Genomic DNA, 12307 nt, shown 5'->3' with positions numbered 1-12307 from the left:
TGATAACCATGTTAACCGTTAGTGTTTAGGCTTGCGGTATTGTTTAGATAAAGGAATAAAAACAAATGGCAATAAAGGTTTTAGTTGTTGATGACTCAAGTTTTTTTCGTCGTCGTGTGAGTGAAATTATTAATGCAGATCCTCGATTAACCGTTGTAGGGAATGCGATTAATGGCAAAGAGGCGTGTGAATTAGTCAAAGTTTTACAGCCTGATGTCATTACTATGGACATTGAAATGCCTGTAATGGATGGGATCACTGCCGTTCGTGAAATCATGAAAATTTCTCCAACGCCTATTTTGATGTTTTCTTCTTTAACCCAAGCAGGCGCAAAAGCCACCTTAGATGCCCTTGATGCTGGGGCTCTAGATTTCTTACCGAAAAAATTTGAAGATATTGCTCGTAACCGTGATGACGCGGTCGATTTATTACAAAAACGCGTAGCGGAGTTAGCGGGGAAGCGGTTTTATTTGCGTCGCAATAGCAGCCTAGCTACGCCAAGTAAACCTACATCAACGCCCTTTGTTCGTCATACTCCAGCCATAAGCGCTAAAGTGATGACGCCACCGAACACCATGGTTACTTCGACCGCTAGACGTGTGCTAACAGGGTCGGCAATGGCCGGCTCGATAATACCTTTATCAATGCCATTACATTTTCGCGCATCAGGTAAAAAATATCAGTTAGTCGCTATTGGAACATCAACTGGTGGTCCGGTTGCTTTACAAAAAATATTGACCCAATTACCCGCTAATTTTCCTCATCCGATTGTACTTATACAACATATGCCCGTGACATTTACTGCCGCTTTTGCCTCTCGATTAAATAACTTGTGCCGTATTGAAGTAAAAGAAGCGCAAGATGGCGATATACTACGTGCAGGCGTGGCATATTTAGCGCCAGGTGGACAGCAGATGATGGTCGATGGCCGTAACGTTGGCGCACGGTTACGAATTATTGATGGTGGCGATCGAATGAATTATAAACCGTGTGTTGATGTGACGTTTGGATCGGCGGCTAAAGTGTTTAATGATCGGGTGTTATCGATAGTGCTGACAGGCATGGGTGCCGATGGACGTGAAGGTGCACGCATGTTAAAAGCCAATGGTTCGACCGTTTGGGCACAAGATGAAGATAGCTGTGTCGTATATGGTATGCCACAAGCAGTTGCTAAAGCGGGCATTTCTAGTCATGATCTTCCCCTCGACCGTATTGCTGAATGTATTTTAATTGAATTAGGTTTGTCGTGAGGAGTTGACGGTGGTTGTTTGGAGTATTGCAAACCAAAAGGGTGGAGTAGGGAAAACGACCACTACTATAGCATTAGCAGGATTATTAAGTGAACAAAACCAACGGGTATTAGTGGTTGATACTGATCCCCATGGTTCATTGACAACATATTTAAATTTTGATGCTGATTATGTACCAGCCAGTTTGTTTGATTTATTTCAATTACCTGAGATCACACGTGATGGCGTCAGAGAATTAATTTTAAGTACTACATTTAACAACATAGATATTATTCCCGCGCATATGTCATTAGCGACTTTAGATCGTTCTATGGGAAATCGTAGTGGGATGGGATTAGTGTTAAAAAAAGCCTTGCACAGTGTTGCGGCTGATTATGATTATGTATTAATTGATTGTCCGCCAATTTTAGGGGTGATGATGGTCAACGCATTGGCGGCCAGTGATCGTATTTTAATTCCAGTACAAACAGAATTTTTAGCCATGAAAGGCTTAGAGCGGATGTTACGTACTTTACAAATTATGCAACGTTCAAAGCCATCGGGATTTGATGTCACCATTGTACCGACAATGTATGACAAGCGTACTCGTGCGTCATTACAAACGTTACAAGACTTAAAAACACGCTACCCAGATCAAGTGTGGATGTCTGCAATTCCTATTGATACTAAGTTTCGTGATGCCAGTATTAAACATATGCCACCCTCATTGTATGCGCATAATTGTCGAGGGGTGTTTGCTTATAAAACGCTGCTGAGTCACTTAACAAGGTTGGCTCACAATGAATAATAAGCCATTAACCAGTGAACAAGCATTGGATGATTATTTTGGTGACTTGCTGTTAGATGCAGAGCCACAATCGGTGTCTGCTACTCAACCAACAGCCTTTTGTGAACCCGCACCAATACAGCAATTACAACAGTTATTAGATCAAATACCGTCAGAGCTTGATGTTGAACCTCAGGTTGTGGCTGTGATTGATGCAGAACCAGAACCAGAACCAGAACCAGAACCAGAACCAGAACCAGAACCAGAACCAGAACCAGAAGTTGTCACATGGCAGCATCATGGTCAGCAGCAGTCATTCCAAGCTTTATTTTTTGAAGTCAATGGCATGATGTTTGCGGTGGCATTAACAGAATTAGGTGCAATTTATCAACTTGGTGATTTGAATCATATTGTCGGTCGTCCTGCTTGGTATTTAGGCTTTGCGCCATTAGCTCAGCAGAATGTAGATGTGGTTGATACGGCGCGTTGGGTAATGGCGGATAAGTTAATCAATGATCATTACCGTGATAATTACCGTTATATGGTGATATTAGGTAACAGCCAGTGGGGATTAGCTTGCGATAAGTTACATGGCACTCAGACATTAATGCCAACGGATATTCGCTGGCGTCAGCAAGTAGGTAAACGACCGTGGTTAGCGGGAATGGTAAAACAAAAAATGTGTGCTCTGATCCATGTCGATGCATTAATTCAAATGTTGAATCAAGGTTTAGACGTTAATAGTGGCGCGAGTTGAGGCATTAAAGAGGAAAGGCTATGTCCCAAGTAAATATAACGGAAATGCAAAAAGATGGCGTTAACGATCACGTTTTGCAGTGGGTTACATTTCAATTAGAAAATGAAACTTATGGCATTAATGTTATGCAAGTACGTGAAGTTTTACGATATTCAGATATCGCGCCAGTACCCGGTGCGCCTGATTACGTAATTGGTATTATTAATTTACGTGGCAATGTTGTTACCGTTATTGATACTCGTGCCCGTTTTGGTTTACAGCATGGTGAGATTTCAGATAACACGCGCATTGTGATCATTGAAGCGGAAACGCAAGTGATTGGTATTTTAGTCGATAGTGTGGCAGAAGTGGTTTATTTGCGTAATTCTGAAATTGATAGCACGCCATGTGTTGGTACGGAAGACAGTGCCAAGTTTATTCAAGGTGTCAGTAACCGTGATGACCAATTATTGATCTTGGTCGATTTAAATAAGCTGTTGTCAGAAGACGAGTGGGATGAGGTTGCATATTTGTAATGGATATAATACTTCAACAATGGTTACCTGTTGTGATTTCTGGGTTGATTGCGATAACAGCGGCGGTGTTAATTAACCGTGAACGTCAAGCGCGAAAAGCACTAGAAGTAAAATTTTCAGCTATTGAGAAAGTATTAAAAAATAACCGGTTACAGCATGAAAGCTTAACTAAACAATTTAATGAATTACGTACTGGTAGTCTTGGTATGAGTAATAAGTTAGTTGATATGGTTGAGCAATTGGAACGGATTGAAGAACGTCAAAACGAGATCGCCATGAATGATTCTGGTGGGCGCTTGTACAGCCGAGCCAGCAAAATGGTCGAACTTGGGGCTGATGTTAACGAGCTAATGAAAGAGTGTGACTTGCCCAAAGCTGAAGCTGAATTATTATTGAGTTTACAAAAAAGTATGCCGCAACATTATCGACGTTAATAGATTATTATCGACGTTAATCTGTATTCTTCGTGTGGAACTATGCCGTTATATCAATATTTTCAAACCCTTCCCATCCCGGAGGGGTTTTTCCGTTTAGATACCATGAAAAGGCAATGAGTTCGGCAATAATTAAATATAACTCCTGCGGTATATGATCATTGAGATCAAAACTATTGAGATATTGTGCGAGTACGGGATCTTGATGAATTAATCCACCTTGCTGTTTTACTTGTTCAATAATGTGTTGTGCTAATTTATCGTAACCTTTAGCGGCAACATAAGGGGCTTGTTCACCATCATAACGAAGTGCGATAGCTTGTTGAGCCTTGGGTGTTGATTTACTCTTCATACCATACCTTTTGTTCTTAGACTTTTATTGATAACCCTGATGCGCCAGTTGGCTGATGTTGTTGCTGGTGAGGGAGCAGTTTATATTGTGGGGGAGCGTTATTTATCCCTAATAGTTGTAACCGTGAAATTAAATAAGGTGTTACCCGTTCTATATGATGTAATAATTTTTGATTAGCACATTCAAAGCGAGTACTTAACTGCTGCTGATGCCAACAAGCGATAACATTCATAATATCTATTGCACCAATAGGTAAACTCAATTTGACGATCCACTGACTATTGTTATTCTTAACAGTATTTGTTTTCTTTTGTGAACGATTGTTTATTTGTAGTAATACTGTTTGGCCGTTGTCTTGCACCCATTGAAGATGAATATTGTTATTATCGGGTGAACGTTGGTTTTCTGGTCCTCGTTGCTCACCAGCAAGGCGCAATAGTGCGGTGAACTCTTGTTGTTGTTCAGGGCTCAATTGGTTCAACCATTGATTAAGTAAGCTTGAGGGCTGTGACAGTTGCTGTAATAACGTCGCTAAGGTTTGATGGCCCGTATTGTGCTGTAACCATGTCATTAAGGTTGCTTGGTTATTAGGCAATAATAGTTGATTAAATAACTGTTGTAGTGGTTGTGGTGTCGAATGGGCTGACTTAACTGTACCTAAGTTTAACGGAATCAATAAATTTGTAACTAATTGTTGCAAGCTATTCATAGATAATAATAATTGCGGCAGTTGAGATATAAATTTTGAGTGATTGTTAGCAATTATTGATGATGATTCTAAATGTGAGGGTTTAGATGCTACGTTAACCGATTCAATTGTCGAAAGTTTTTCTATAAATGAAGGTTGATTTGGCAATATTTTCATTTGCATTTATTTCACATTTACTTACGTTAGTTAACGATTAAGAAGCTGAGCAGTTTAGTCAATTTGTTAGCCATTGTGGTACTATGCGGCTATTTTGTGACACCTAGGATACATCATTTTATGTTGTCAGTAGCAAATTTGAGCTGTGTTCGTGATGAACGCGTATTATTTGATGAATTAACGTTCACTATTTCAAGTGGCGAATTAGTTCAAATTGAAGGTCCAAACGGTGCAGGCAAGACGACCTTATTAAGAATTATTGCTGGTTTAGGCTATCCAGATAGTGGTGACGTATTGTGGTGCAATGAAAATATTGTGACCGCGCGTGAAGATTACCACCAAGCATTATTGTTTCTTGGGCATCAAACAGGTGTAAAGCGCGAGCTTACAGCCTTTGAGAACTTGGCTTTTTTTCAAGCAATGCATACTTGTGAACAAGGCTCCGCTCTCAAAGGAACACCTAAAGTAAGTGGTGATGATGCACTATGGCAGGCGCTGGCCCATGTTGGTTTAGCTGGCCGTGAAGATATTAGTGCTGGACAGCTATCAGCGGGTCAACAGCGTCGTGTCGCTTTAGCTCGATTATGGCTAAGTAACCATAAATTATGGGTACTTGATGAGCCGTTAACCGCGATAGATAAGCAAGGTGTAAAAGTGCTTGAGGCGCTGTTTTTATCTCATGCTGAGCGTGGTGGAATGGTGTTGTTAACCACTCACCAAGACATGTTTGTCGACAGTGACCGTTTAAGAAAAATTAAGCTAGGATAATAACAATAATGCTTAACACCCTTATGCAAATTATTCGCCGTGAGCTATTGATTGCTTATCGTCGACAGGCGGATATTTTTAATCCGTTATGGTTTTTTATTATTGTTATTACGTTGTTTCCGTTAGGCATTGGACCTGAGCCTAATTTATTAGCCCGTATTGCTCCGGGTATAATTTGGGTCGCTGCTTTATTGGCTGCTTTATTATCAATGGAGCGTTTGTTCCGTGATGATTATCTTGACGGTTCATTAGAGCAAATGTTACTGATGCCAACGCCATTGTCCGTTGCTGCTTTTGCTAAAATGATCGCTCACTGGTTGCTGACTGGACTGCCATTAATTCTCATTAGTCCGTTATTAGCGATTCTATTATCACTCAATTTACATACTTGGATTGCCGTCTTACTCACATTGCTGATCGGTACCCCAACATTGAGCTTTTTAGGTGCTATTGGCATGGCATTAACGGTTGGATTACGAAAAGGTGGCGTTTTATTGAGCTTGCTCATACTACCTTTATATATACCTGTGCTTATATTCGCTACCTCAGCGATTGAGGCGGCAAGTTTGGGTATGGCTTATGATGGTCAACTTGCCATTATGGGGGCGATGTTAGTGGGATCCTTGACCTTAGCCCCATTTGCTGTTGCAGCATCATTAAGGATCAGTGTCCATTAACTGATGAATTTTTTCTTTAACGCTTACACTTAATTCAAACCGTGTAGCGATGAAGAAAGCGAGAGTGATGATATTGCTCTCAGTGACGTATTTATTATTTATTATAAGTTGAGAGCATTATGTGGAAGTGGCTACATCCCTACGCTAAAGCAGAGAACACCTACCGACTATGCGGTAAGTTGTTGCCTTGGTTTTCTATTATCGCTTTGATCTCCATTTTAGTGGGATCGGTATGGGGATTATTATTTGTTCCTGCCGACTATCAACAAGGCGATAGCTTTAGGATTATTTATATTCACGTACCCGCTGCAATTTGGTCGATGAGTATTTATGTCACCATGGCGATTTCTTCTTTTATTGGTCTAGTGTGGCAGATTCGAATGTCAGATATGGCTGCTGCTGCAATGGCACCTATTGGCGCCGTGTTTACCTTTATTGCTCTAATTACAGGGGCTATTTGGGGTAAACCTATGTGGGGTGCTTGGTGGGTTTGGGATGCTCGCTTAACGTCTGAATTGATTCTATTATTTTTATATCTTGGTGTTATTGCATTGTATAACGCGTTTGATGATCACAAAACAGCTGCAAAAGCCGCGGGTATTTTGTCGATTGTCGGCGTGATTAATATTCCAATTATTCACTACTCTGTTGAATGGTGGAACACCTTACACCAAGGTGCAACGATTTCTAAATTTGGCAAACCTTCAATGTCAAACGATATGTTATGGCCATTGTTGGTGATGTTACTTGGTTTTGGTTGTTTCTTTGCTGCTGTCACCTTGGTGCGGTTACGTAATGAAATTCTATTACGTGAGAGTCATCGCCCTTGGGTACAGAAACTGGTGAAGTGAGATAGCTATGTATTTTGATTCTATAAATGATTTTTTTGCGATGGGTGGATATGCAGGCTACGTTTGGAGTGCCTACGCAATTTCTTTTCTATCGATGTTATGGATTGTATTTTCGAGCTTAGCAACTAAACGTCGTTTGTTACGCGAAATAAACAATAAAATGGCGCGTGAACAACGCATTAAAGAAGCAAAAACATTGGAGAACACCCTATGACCCCAAGACGTCAAAAACGTTTAGTGATTGTACTGGCGTTAGTGCTTGGACTCGGTGCTACGGTTGGACTGGTGTTATACGCGCTTAACCAAAATATGAATTTATTCTATACGCCTTCAGAATTAATTAACGGTAAGGCTGATGGTGGTGCTAGACCTGAAATTGGGCAGCGATTACGTATTGGCGGCATGGTTGTAAAAGGATCGGTTAAACGTGATCCTAAATCATTACAAATTACGTTCAAAGTGGCTGATATTGGTCCTTCGGTTACCGTTATTTATGATGGTATTTTGCCGGATTTATTCCGTGAAGGCCAAGGTATTGTGGCACAGGGTGTATTGATTAACCCAACCACAGTTAAAGCAAGTGAAGTGCTTGCAAAGCATGATGAAAACTATATGCCACCTGAAGTGGCAGATGCAATGAAGATAAACCATAAACGACTTAAATACACTGAAGAACAACTACAAGGTAAGTGATCAATGATCCCTGAATTAGGCCAATTCGCTCTTATAGCCGCACTTGCGCTATCGGTGCTGGCCAGCATTTACCCATTGTATGGTGCCACGGTTGGTAACCAAGCAATGATGCGTATGGCACGACCACTGTCCTACGGAGTATTCGGCATGCTTGCATTGTCGTTTGGTATTTTGAGCTGGTCGTTCTATAGCAATGATTTTACGGTAGCGTATGTTGCCAGTAACTCAACCAGTTTACTGCCATGGTATTACCGTTTAACCGCAGTATGGGGCGGGCATGAAGGTTCATTGATGCTATGGGTACTTATCCAAGCGGGTTGGGCAGCAGCAGTTGCTCGATTTAGCCGTGGTATGCCTCTAGAAGCGGTGGCGCGTGTACTTTCCGTTATGGGTATGGTGGCAGTGGGTTTCTTACTGTTTATCATCGTAACATCGAATCCATTTTTGCGCACATTGCCAAACTTCCCAGTACAAGGTCGTGACTTAAACCCATTGCTTCAAGATCCCGGTTTAATTGTTCACCCACCAATGTTGTACATGGGTTATGTTGGTTTCTCGGTCGCATTCTCATTTGCTATTGCATCGCTAATGACAGGTCGTTTAGATACGGCTTGGGCACGTTGGTCACGTCCGTGGACAATCGCTGCATGGTCATTTCTAACTTTAGGTATCGCACTAGGCTCGTGGTGGGCTTACTACGAACTTGGCTGGGGTGGCTGGTGGTTCTGGGATCCCGTCGAAAATGCATCATTAATGCCATGGCTTGCGGGTACGGCACTAATGCACTCATTATCAGTAACTGAAAAACGCGGTACATTTAAAGCGTGGACAGTATTACTGGCGATTTCTGCTTTCTCATTAAGTCTACTCGGCACGTTCTTAGTTCGTTCTGGTGTGTTGGTTTCTGTGCATGCGTTTGCATCTGATCCCTCACGCGGTATGTTTATTCTTGGCTTCTTAGTCGTGGTTATTGGCGGTTCATTACTGCTTTACGCACTGCGTGGTGGTCAAATCCGTTCTCGTGGCAACTATGCGTTGTTCTCACGTGAAAACTTCTTATTAGCCAATAACTTATTATTAGTTGCTGCGTTATTAGTGGTATTAATTGGTACGTTACTGCCGTTAGTTCATAAGCAATTAGGCTTAGGTTCTGTTTCTATTGGCGAACCGTTCTTTAATACTCTATTTACATGGTTAATGGTGCCATTCTCATTCTTAATGGGTATCGGTCCTCTGGTTCGTTGGAAGCGTGATAACTTTGCTTCTATCGCGAAACCAATGTTGTGGTGTGGTTTATTTACCGTCCCGTTCTCGTTCTTGGTTATTTATTTAACAGCAAGTGTTGTAGAGCCATTAGCGGTTGTCGGTGTGATGATGGCAGTGTGGATTATTGTTCTTCACCTTGTTGAGATCTACCGTCGTGCAACTCACCGTCACTCTTTCCTTGATGGATTAGGTAAGCTAGGACGTAGTCATTGGGCAATGATGTTAGGCCATCTTGGTTTAGCGGTTGCTATTATTGGTATGACATTAGTATCAAATTACGGTATCGAACGTGATTTACGGATGTCACCAGGTCAATCTGTTAATGTGAAAGGCTATGATTTCCATTTCGCCGGTTTACGTGATGCAGATGGTCCAAACTATGACGGTTATGTGGCTGACTTTGAAATTAGCCGTAACGGTATCGATATTACAACGCTACACGCTGAAAAACGTTATTACACCGTTGCTGGCTCAATGATGACAGAAGCGGCAATTGATAGCGGCTTTACCCGTGACTTATATGTTGCTATGGGTGAGCGTTTAGGTAATGACGGTGCATGGGCTGTGCGTATGTACTACAAGCCATTTGTTAATTGGATGTGGATGGGTGCATTCTTAATGGCGCTAGGTGGTGCTTTTGCAATCAGCGATAAGCGTTACCGATTCCGTAAACCCGCGAATATTGCAGCTAATGATAAAAAGTCGGAGGCGAAGCTAACCAATGAATAAGAAACTATTATTTATTCCTTTAGTGTTGTTTTTGGGATTAGTTGTGATGTTTATGGTCCAGCTAAGCCGCAATGCCGCAGGTGATGATCCAACGAAGCTTGAATCAGTATTGGTGGGTAAACCTGTTCCTGCTTTTAAACTTGAAGATTTGTTTGAGCCGAGTAAAGAATATCAGCAAACGATTTTTAAAGGTCAACCGCTGTTATTAAATGTGTGGGCGACGTGGTGTCCTACATGTCAAGCCGAGCATCAATACCTAAACGTATTAGCGAAACAAGGGGTGAAGATCATTGGTTTAAACTACAAAGATCAACGTCCTAAAGCGATTCGATGGCTAAAAGAGCTGGGCAATCCTTACATGATTTCATTGTTTGATGGCAATGGTATGTTAGGCATGGATCTGGGGGTTTATGGTGCGCCTGAAACTTTCCTTATTGATGCTAACGGTATTATTCGCTACCGCCATGTGGGTGATGTTAATCCAGACAACTGGAATAAAACCCTTGAACCTCTCTATAAGAAATTGCAAGCAGAGGCGAAGAACAACAACACTCAAGCGGAGGCAAAAACACAATGAAACGCTTTTTTGCTTTGATGTTCGCACTTGGACTGACTTTTTCGATGGTTGCACCTGCCTTGGCTGCGATTGATGTGTACGATTTTAAAAATCCAGCACAAGAGAAGCAGTTTCAAGAGCTAACAGAGACTTTACGTTGTCCTAAATGTCAAAATAACAGTATTGCTGATTCTAATGCGACCTTAGCAGAAGATATGCGTCTGAAAAGCTACGAGCTGTTAAAAGAAGGCAAAACCAAGCAGCAAGTCATTGATTATATGATTGCTCGTTACGGTAATTTCGTAACCTACGATCCTGCAGTGACGGCATCAACAATGATCTTATGGGCAGGTCCTATTGGTTTTATTGTGATTGGTTTTAGCATCTTGGTTTATCGCTCACGTAAAAAAACTGAGTTAAGCAAAGATGAACCACTTGATGATGTTGAGTCGGAACGTTTGCAGGGGTTGTTGGCTGAAATGGCGCAGCAAGATACTGAAGCTACCAATAATCAGACAAAGGTAAATAAATGACGCTGTTTTGGATTTTAACCGCTGTTTTGGTTTTAATTGCGATCGCCATCTTTGTAATTCCGATGTATGTCGGTAAAGAGTATGACGATGCAGCAAGCCGAGATGAGCTTAATAAAGCCTTCTTTAAAGATCGTATCCACGAACTTGAAGAAGAATCTCAAGAAGGTTTAGTCGATAGTCAGCAAGATATGGTGACTGACTTACAACAAACATTACTGGACGATTTGCCTGTTACTGAAAAGCAACAAGCAACACATGTTAGCCCAGCAATGATTGTTCCTGGTCTAATTTTAATTGTTGGTATTTGCTATGGCGTTTATGGCGCAGTAGGTAGCAGTGCGAAAGTTGAAGCATGGCATCAGGCTGTGAATCGCTTACCCGAGCTTACTCAACGTTTGATGGGTGATAACGCAGCGAATGAACCACTGTCTGATCAAGACATGTCGGATCTTACGTTGGCATTGCGAACTAAATTACACAAAGACGGTGATGATCCAATGGGATGGTTACTGTTAGGTCGAATTGCTATTGCTAATCGCGATGGTGCAACGGCTGAAATGGCAATGAAACGTGCGTATGATCTTAATCCTGTTGATATGGCTATTCGTTTAGGTTACGCACAAACATTAATGTTAAGTGGTAAGCCAGGTCAAAGTGATTTAGCGCGCCAACTTCTACGTCAAGTGATTAAGAGTGATCACACTAACGTTCAAGCATTGTCATTATTAGCCTTTGATGCATTTGAGCAGAAACATTATCAGCAAGCGGTCGATTATTGGACGATGATGAAAACCCTAATTGGGCCGAATGATTCTCGTACGCCAATGTTAACCCGTAGTATTGCTCGTGCCAAAATGCGTATTGAGAGTGTAGGTGATTCAGCAGTTGCGCCTGATCCAACAGCAATTGATGAAACAACGACACAATCTGAAACGCAAAAAGCCGATACAGATAAGCAAGTTACTGCTACTATAGCGCTAAGTAAAAACGTTGTGTTGCCAAAGCAAGGTAATATTATTATCTCGGTACATGATGCTGACGGCTCACCAATGCCGATTGCTGCTGTGAAACTACCATTGTCGACTACATTCCCATTAACGGTAACGCTAACGGATAAAGACAGCATGATTCCACAGCGACAGCTATCATCATTATCAGAGATGATCATTAAAGCACGCGTGGATAGCGATGGTAACGTGATGACTAAACAAGGTGATTGGTACGGTCAAAGTAGCCAAACTCCCTTGGGTGGAGAAACAGCGTTTGTCATTAATAAGCAATATTAAGTAATTAAT

At 41.6% G+C, this 12307-nt stretch carries 16 protein-coding genes; 14 read left to right on the top strand and 2 right to left on the bottom strand.

All coding sequences use genetic code 11. From position 1 onward, the window contains the following. Positions 1-65 precede the first annotated feature (65 nt). The 5 genes from C9J51_RS05150 to C9J51_RS05130 are packed head-to-tail and all read left to right on the top strand — an operon-like array spanning position 66 to position 3722. Positions 66-1250: a protein-glutamate methylesterase/protein-glutamine glutaminase gene (locus tag C9J51_RS05150; RefSeq protein WP_107274887.1), complete on the top strand. Its 1185-nt coding sequence runs from the start codon at positions 66-68 to the stop codon at positions 1248-1250. A 10-nt stretch (positions 1251-1260) separates the two neighbouring features. Further along, a complete protein-coding gene (locus tag C9J51_RS05145; RefSeq protein ID WP_045036566.1) occupies positions 1261-2037 on the top strand; it encodes a ParA family protein in 777 nt (258 codons plus the stop codon). Beyond that, positions 2030-2773, top strand: a complete 744-nt coding sequence (locus C9J51_RS05140) for a chemotaxis protein CheW (protein WP_045039250.1) — start codon at positions 2030-2032, stop codon at positions 2771-2773. Before C9J51_RS05145 ends, C9J51_RS05140 begins: the two co-directional genes overlap by 8 nt. Before the next feature lie 20 nt (positions 2774-2793). Beyond that, positions 2794-3288: a chemotaxis protein CheW gene (locus C9J51_RS05135; protein WP_045036564.1), complete on the top strand. Its 495-nt coding sequence runs from the start codon at positions 2794-2796 to the stop codon at positions 3286-3288. Further along, positions 3288-3722: a DUF2802 domain-containing protein gene (locus tag C9J51_RS05130; RefSeq protein ID WP_045036563.1), complete on the top strand. Its 435-nt coding sequence runs from the start codon at positions 3288-3290 to the stop codon at positions 3720-3722. Before C9J51_RS05135 ends, C9J51_RS05130 begins: the two co-directional genes overlap by 1 nt. A gap of 40 nt (positions 3723-3762) precedes the next feature. Here the strand turns inward: C9J51_RS05130 and C9J51_RS05125 are convergent, their stop codons facing one another. Further along, positions 3763-4074 (bottom strand): EscU/YscU/HrcU family type III secretion system export apparatus switch protein, encoded by a 312-nt coding sequence (locus tag C9J51_RS05125; protein ID WP_045036562.1) that lies wholly within the window; start codon positions 4072-4074, stop codon positions 3763-3765. 16 nt (positions 4075-4090) lie between these two features. Then, the gene (locus tag C9J51_RS05120; protein ID WP_052667751.1) at positions 4091-4945 is read right to left on the bottom strand and encodes a hypothetical protein; all 855 of its coding nucleotides are present in this window, start codon (positions 4943-4945) and stop codon (positions 4091-4093) included. 114 nt (positions 4946-5059) lie between these two features. Between C9J51_RS05120 and ccmA the strand changes: the two genes are divergently transcribed. The 9 genes from ccmA to ccmI all read left to right on the top strand — a co-directional run bounded on the left by ccmA (position 5060) and on the right by ccmI (position 12298). Next, positions 5060-5707 carry a cytochrome c biogenesis heme-transporting ATPase CcmA gene (gene ccmA, locus C9J51_RS05115; RefSeq protein ID WP_045039251.1) on the top strand — a complete coding sequence of 216 codons (648 nt, stop codon included), beginning with the start codon at positions 5060-5062 and terminating at the stop codon, positions 5705-5707. Between the two features lie 8 nt (positions 5708-5715). Then, entirely contained in the window at positions 5716-6384 is a 669-nt protein-coding gene (gene ccmB / locus C9J51_RS05110; protein WP_045039252.1) for a heme exporter protein CcmB, read from the top strand. A 119-nt stretch (positions 6385-6503) separates the two neighbouring features. Continuing rightward, positions 6504-7235, top strand: a complete 732-nt coding sequence (locus C9J51_RS05105) for a heme ABC transporter permease (RefSeq protein WP_045039253.1) — start codon at positions 6504-6506, stop codon at positions 7233-7235. Between the two features lie 7 nt (positions 7236-7242). Next, entirely contained in the window at positions 7243-7449 is a 207-nt protein-coding gene (ccmD, locus tag C9J51_RS05100; protein WP_045036558.1) for a heme exporter protein CcmD, read from the top strand. Then, complete coding sequence (ccmE, locus tag C9J51_RS05095) at positions 7446-7928, top strand: cytochrome c maturation protein CcmE (RefSeq protein WP_045036557.1); 483 nt, start codon at positions 7446-7448, stop codon at positions 7926-7928. The genes ccmD and ccmE overlap by 4 nt, the downstream gene beginning before the upstream one ends. Positions 7929-7931: 3 nt before the next feature. After that, positions 7932-9923: a heme lyase CcmF/NrfE family subunit gene (locus C9J51_RS05090; protein ID WP_045036556.1), complete on the top strand. Its 1992-nt coding sequence runs from the start codon at positions 7932-7934 to the stop codon at positions 9921-9923. Continuing rightward, positions 9916-10500: a DsbE family thiol:disulfide interchange protein gene (locus C9J51_RS05085; RefSeq protein ID WP_045036555.1), complete on the top strand. Its 585-nt coding sequence runs from the start codon at positions 9916-9918 to the stop codon at positions 10498-10500. Before C9J51_RS05090 ends, C9J51_RS05085 begins: the two co-directional genes overlap by 8 nt. After that, positions 10497-11012, top strand: a complete 516-nt coding sequence (locus C9J51_RS05080) for a cytochrome c-type biogenesis protein (protein ID WP_045036554.1) — start codon at positions 10497-10499, stop codon at positions 11010-11012. Before C9J51_RS05085 ends, C9J51_RS05080 begins: the two co-directional genes overlap by 4 nt. Continuing rightward, entirely contained in the window at positions 11009-12298 is a 1290-nt protein-coding gene (gene ccmI / locus C9J51_RS05075) for a c-type cytochrome biogenesis protein CcmI (RefSeq protein WP_045036553.1), read from the top strand. The genes C9J51_RS05080 and ccmI overlap by 4 nt, the downstream gene beginning before the upstream one ends. Positions 12299-12307: the final 9 nt, after the last annotated feature.

Origin of the sequence: Photobacterium iliopiscarium (genome assembly GCF_003026395.1) — a bacterium.
Lineage (GTDB): Bacteria > Pseudomonadota > Gammaproteobacteria > Enterobacterales > Vibrionaceae > Photobacterium > Photobacterium iliopiscarium.
Note: the sequence above shows the minus strand (reverse complement) of the source record. Positions and strands in the feature narration are given on the sequence as shown.

Coding starts and splice junctions, on each gene's coding strand:
- C9J51_RS05105 (WP_045039253.1), top strand. CDS start 6,504: ATGTGGAAGTGGCTACATCCCTACGCTAAAGCAGAGAACACCTACCGA.
- ccmI (WP_045036553.1), top strand. CDS start 11,009: ATGACGCTGTTTTGGATTTTAACCGCTGTTTTGGTTTTAATTGCGATC.
- C9J51_RS05150 (WP_107274887.1), top strand. CDS start 66: ATGGCAATAAAGGTTTTAGTTGTTGATGACTCAAGTTTTTTTCGTCGT.
- C9J51_RS05130 (WP_045036563.1), top strand. CDS start 3,288: ATGGATATAATACTTCAACAATGGTTACCTGTTGTGATTTCTGGGTTG.
- ccmE (WP_045036557.1), top strand. CDS start 7,446: ATGACCCCAAGACGTCAAAAACGTTTAGTGATTGTACTGGCGTTAGTG.
- C9J51_RS05090 (WP_045036556.1), top strand. CDS start 7,932: ATGATCCCTGAATTAGGCCAATTCGCTCTTATAGCCGCACTTGCGCTA.
- C9J51_RS05080 (WP_045036554.1), top strand. CDS start 10,497: ATGAAACGCTTTTTTGCTTTGATGTTCGCACTTGGACTGACTTTTTCG.
- ccmB (WP_045039252.1), top strand. CDS start 5,716: ATGCTTAACACCCTTATGCAAATTATTCGCCGTGAGCTATTGATTGCT.
- C9J51_RS05140 (WP_045039250.1), top strand. CDS start 2,030: ATGAATAATAAGCCATTAACCAGTGAACAAGCATTGGATGATTATTTT.
- C9J51_RS05135 (WP_045036564.1), top strand. CDS start 2,794: ATGTCCCAAGTAAATATAACGGAAATGCAAAAAGATGGCGTTAACGAT.
- C9J51_RS05120 (WP_052667751.1), bottom strand. CDS start 4,945: ATGCAAATGAAAATATTGCCAAATCAACCTTCATTTATAGAAAAACTT.
- ccmA (WP_045039251.1), top strand. CDS start 5,060: ATGTTGTCAGTAGCAAATTTGAGCTGTGTTCGTGATGAACGCGTATTA.
- ccmD (WP_045036558.1), top strand. CDS start 7,243: ATGTATTTTGATTCTATAAATGATTTTTTTGCGATGGGTGGATATGCA.
- C9J51_RS05085 (WP_045036555.1), top strand. CDS start 9,916: ATGAATAAGAAACTATTATTTATTCCTTTAGTGTTGTTTTTGGGATTA.
- C9J51_RS05125 (WP_045036562.1), bottom strand. CDS start 4,074: ATGAAGAGTAAATCAACACCCAAGGCTCAACAAGCTATCGCACTTCGT.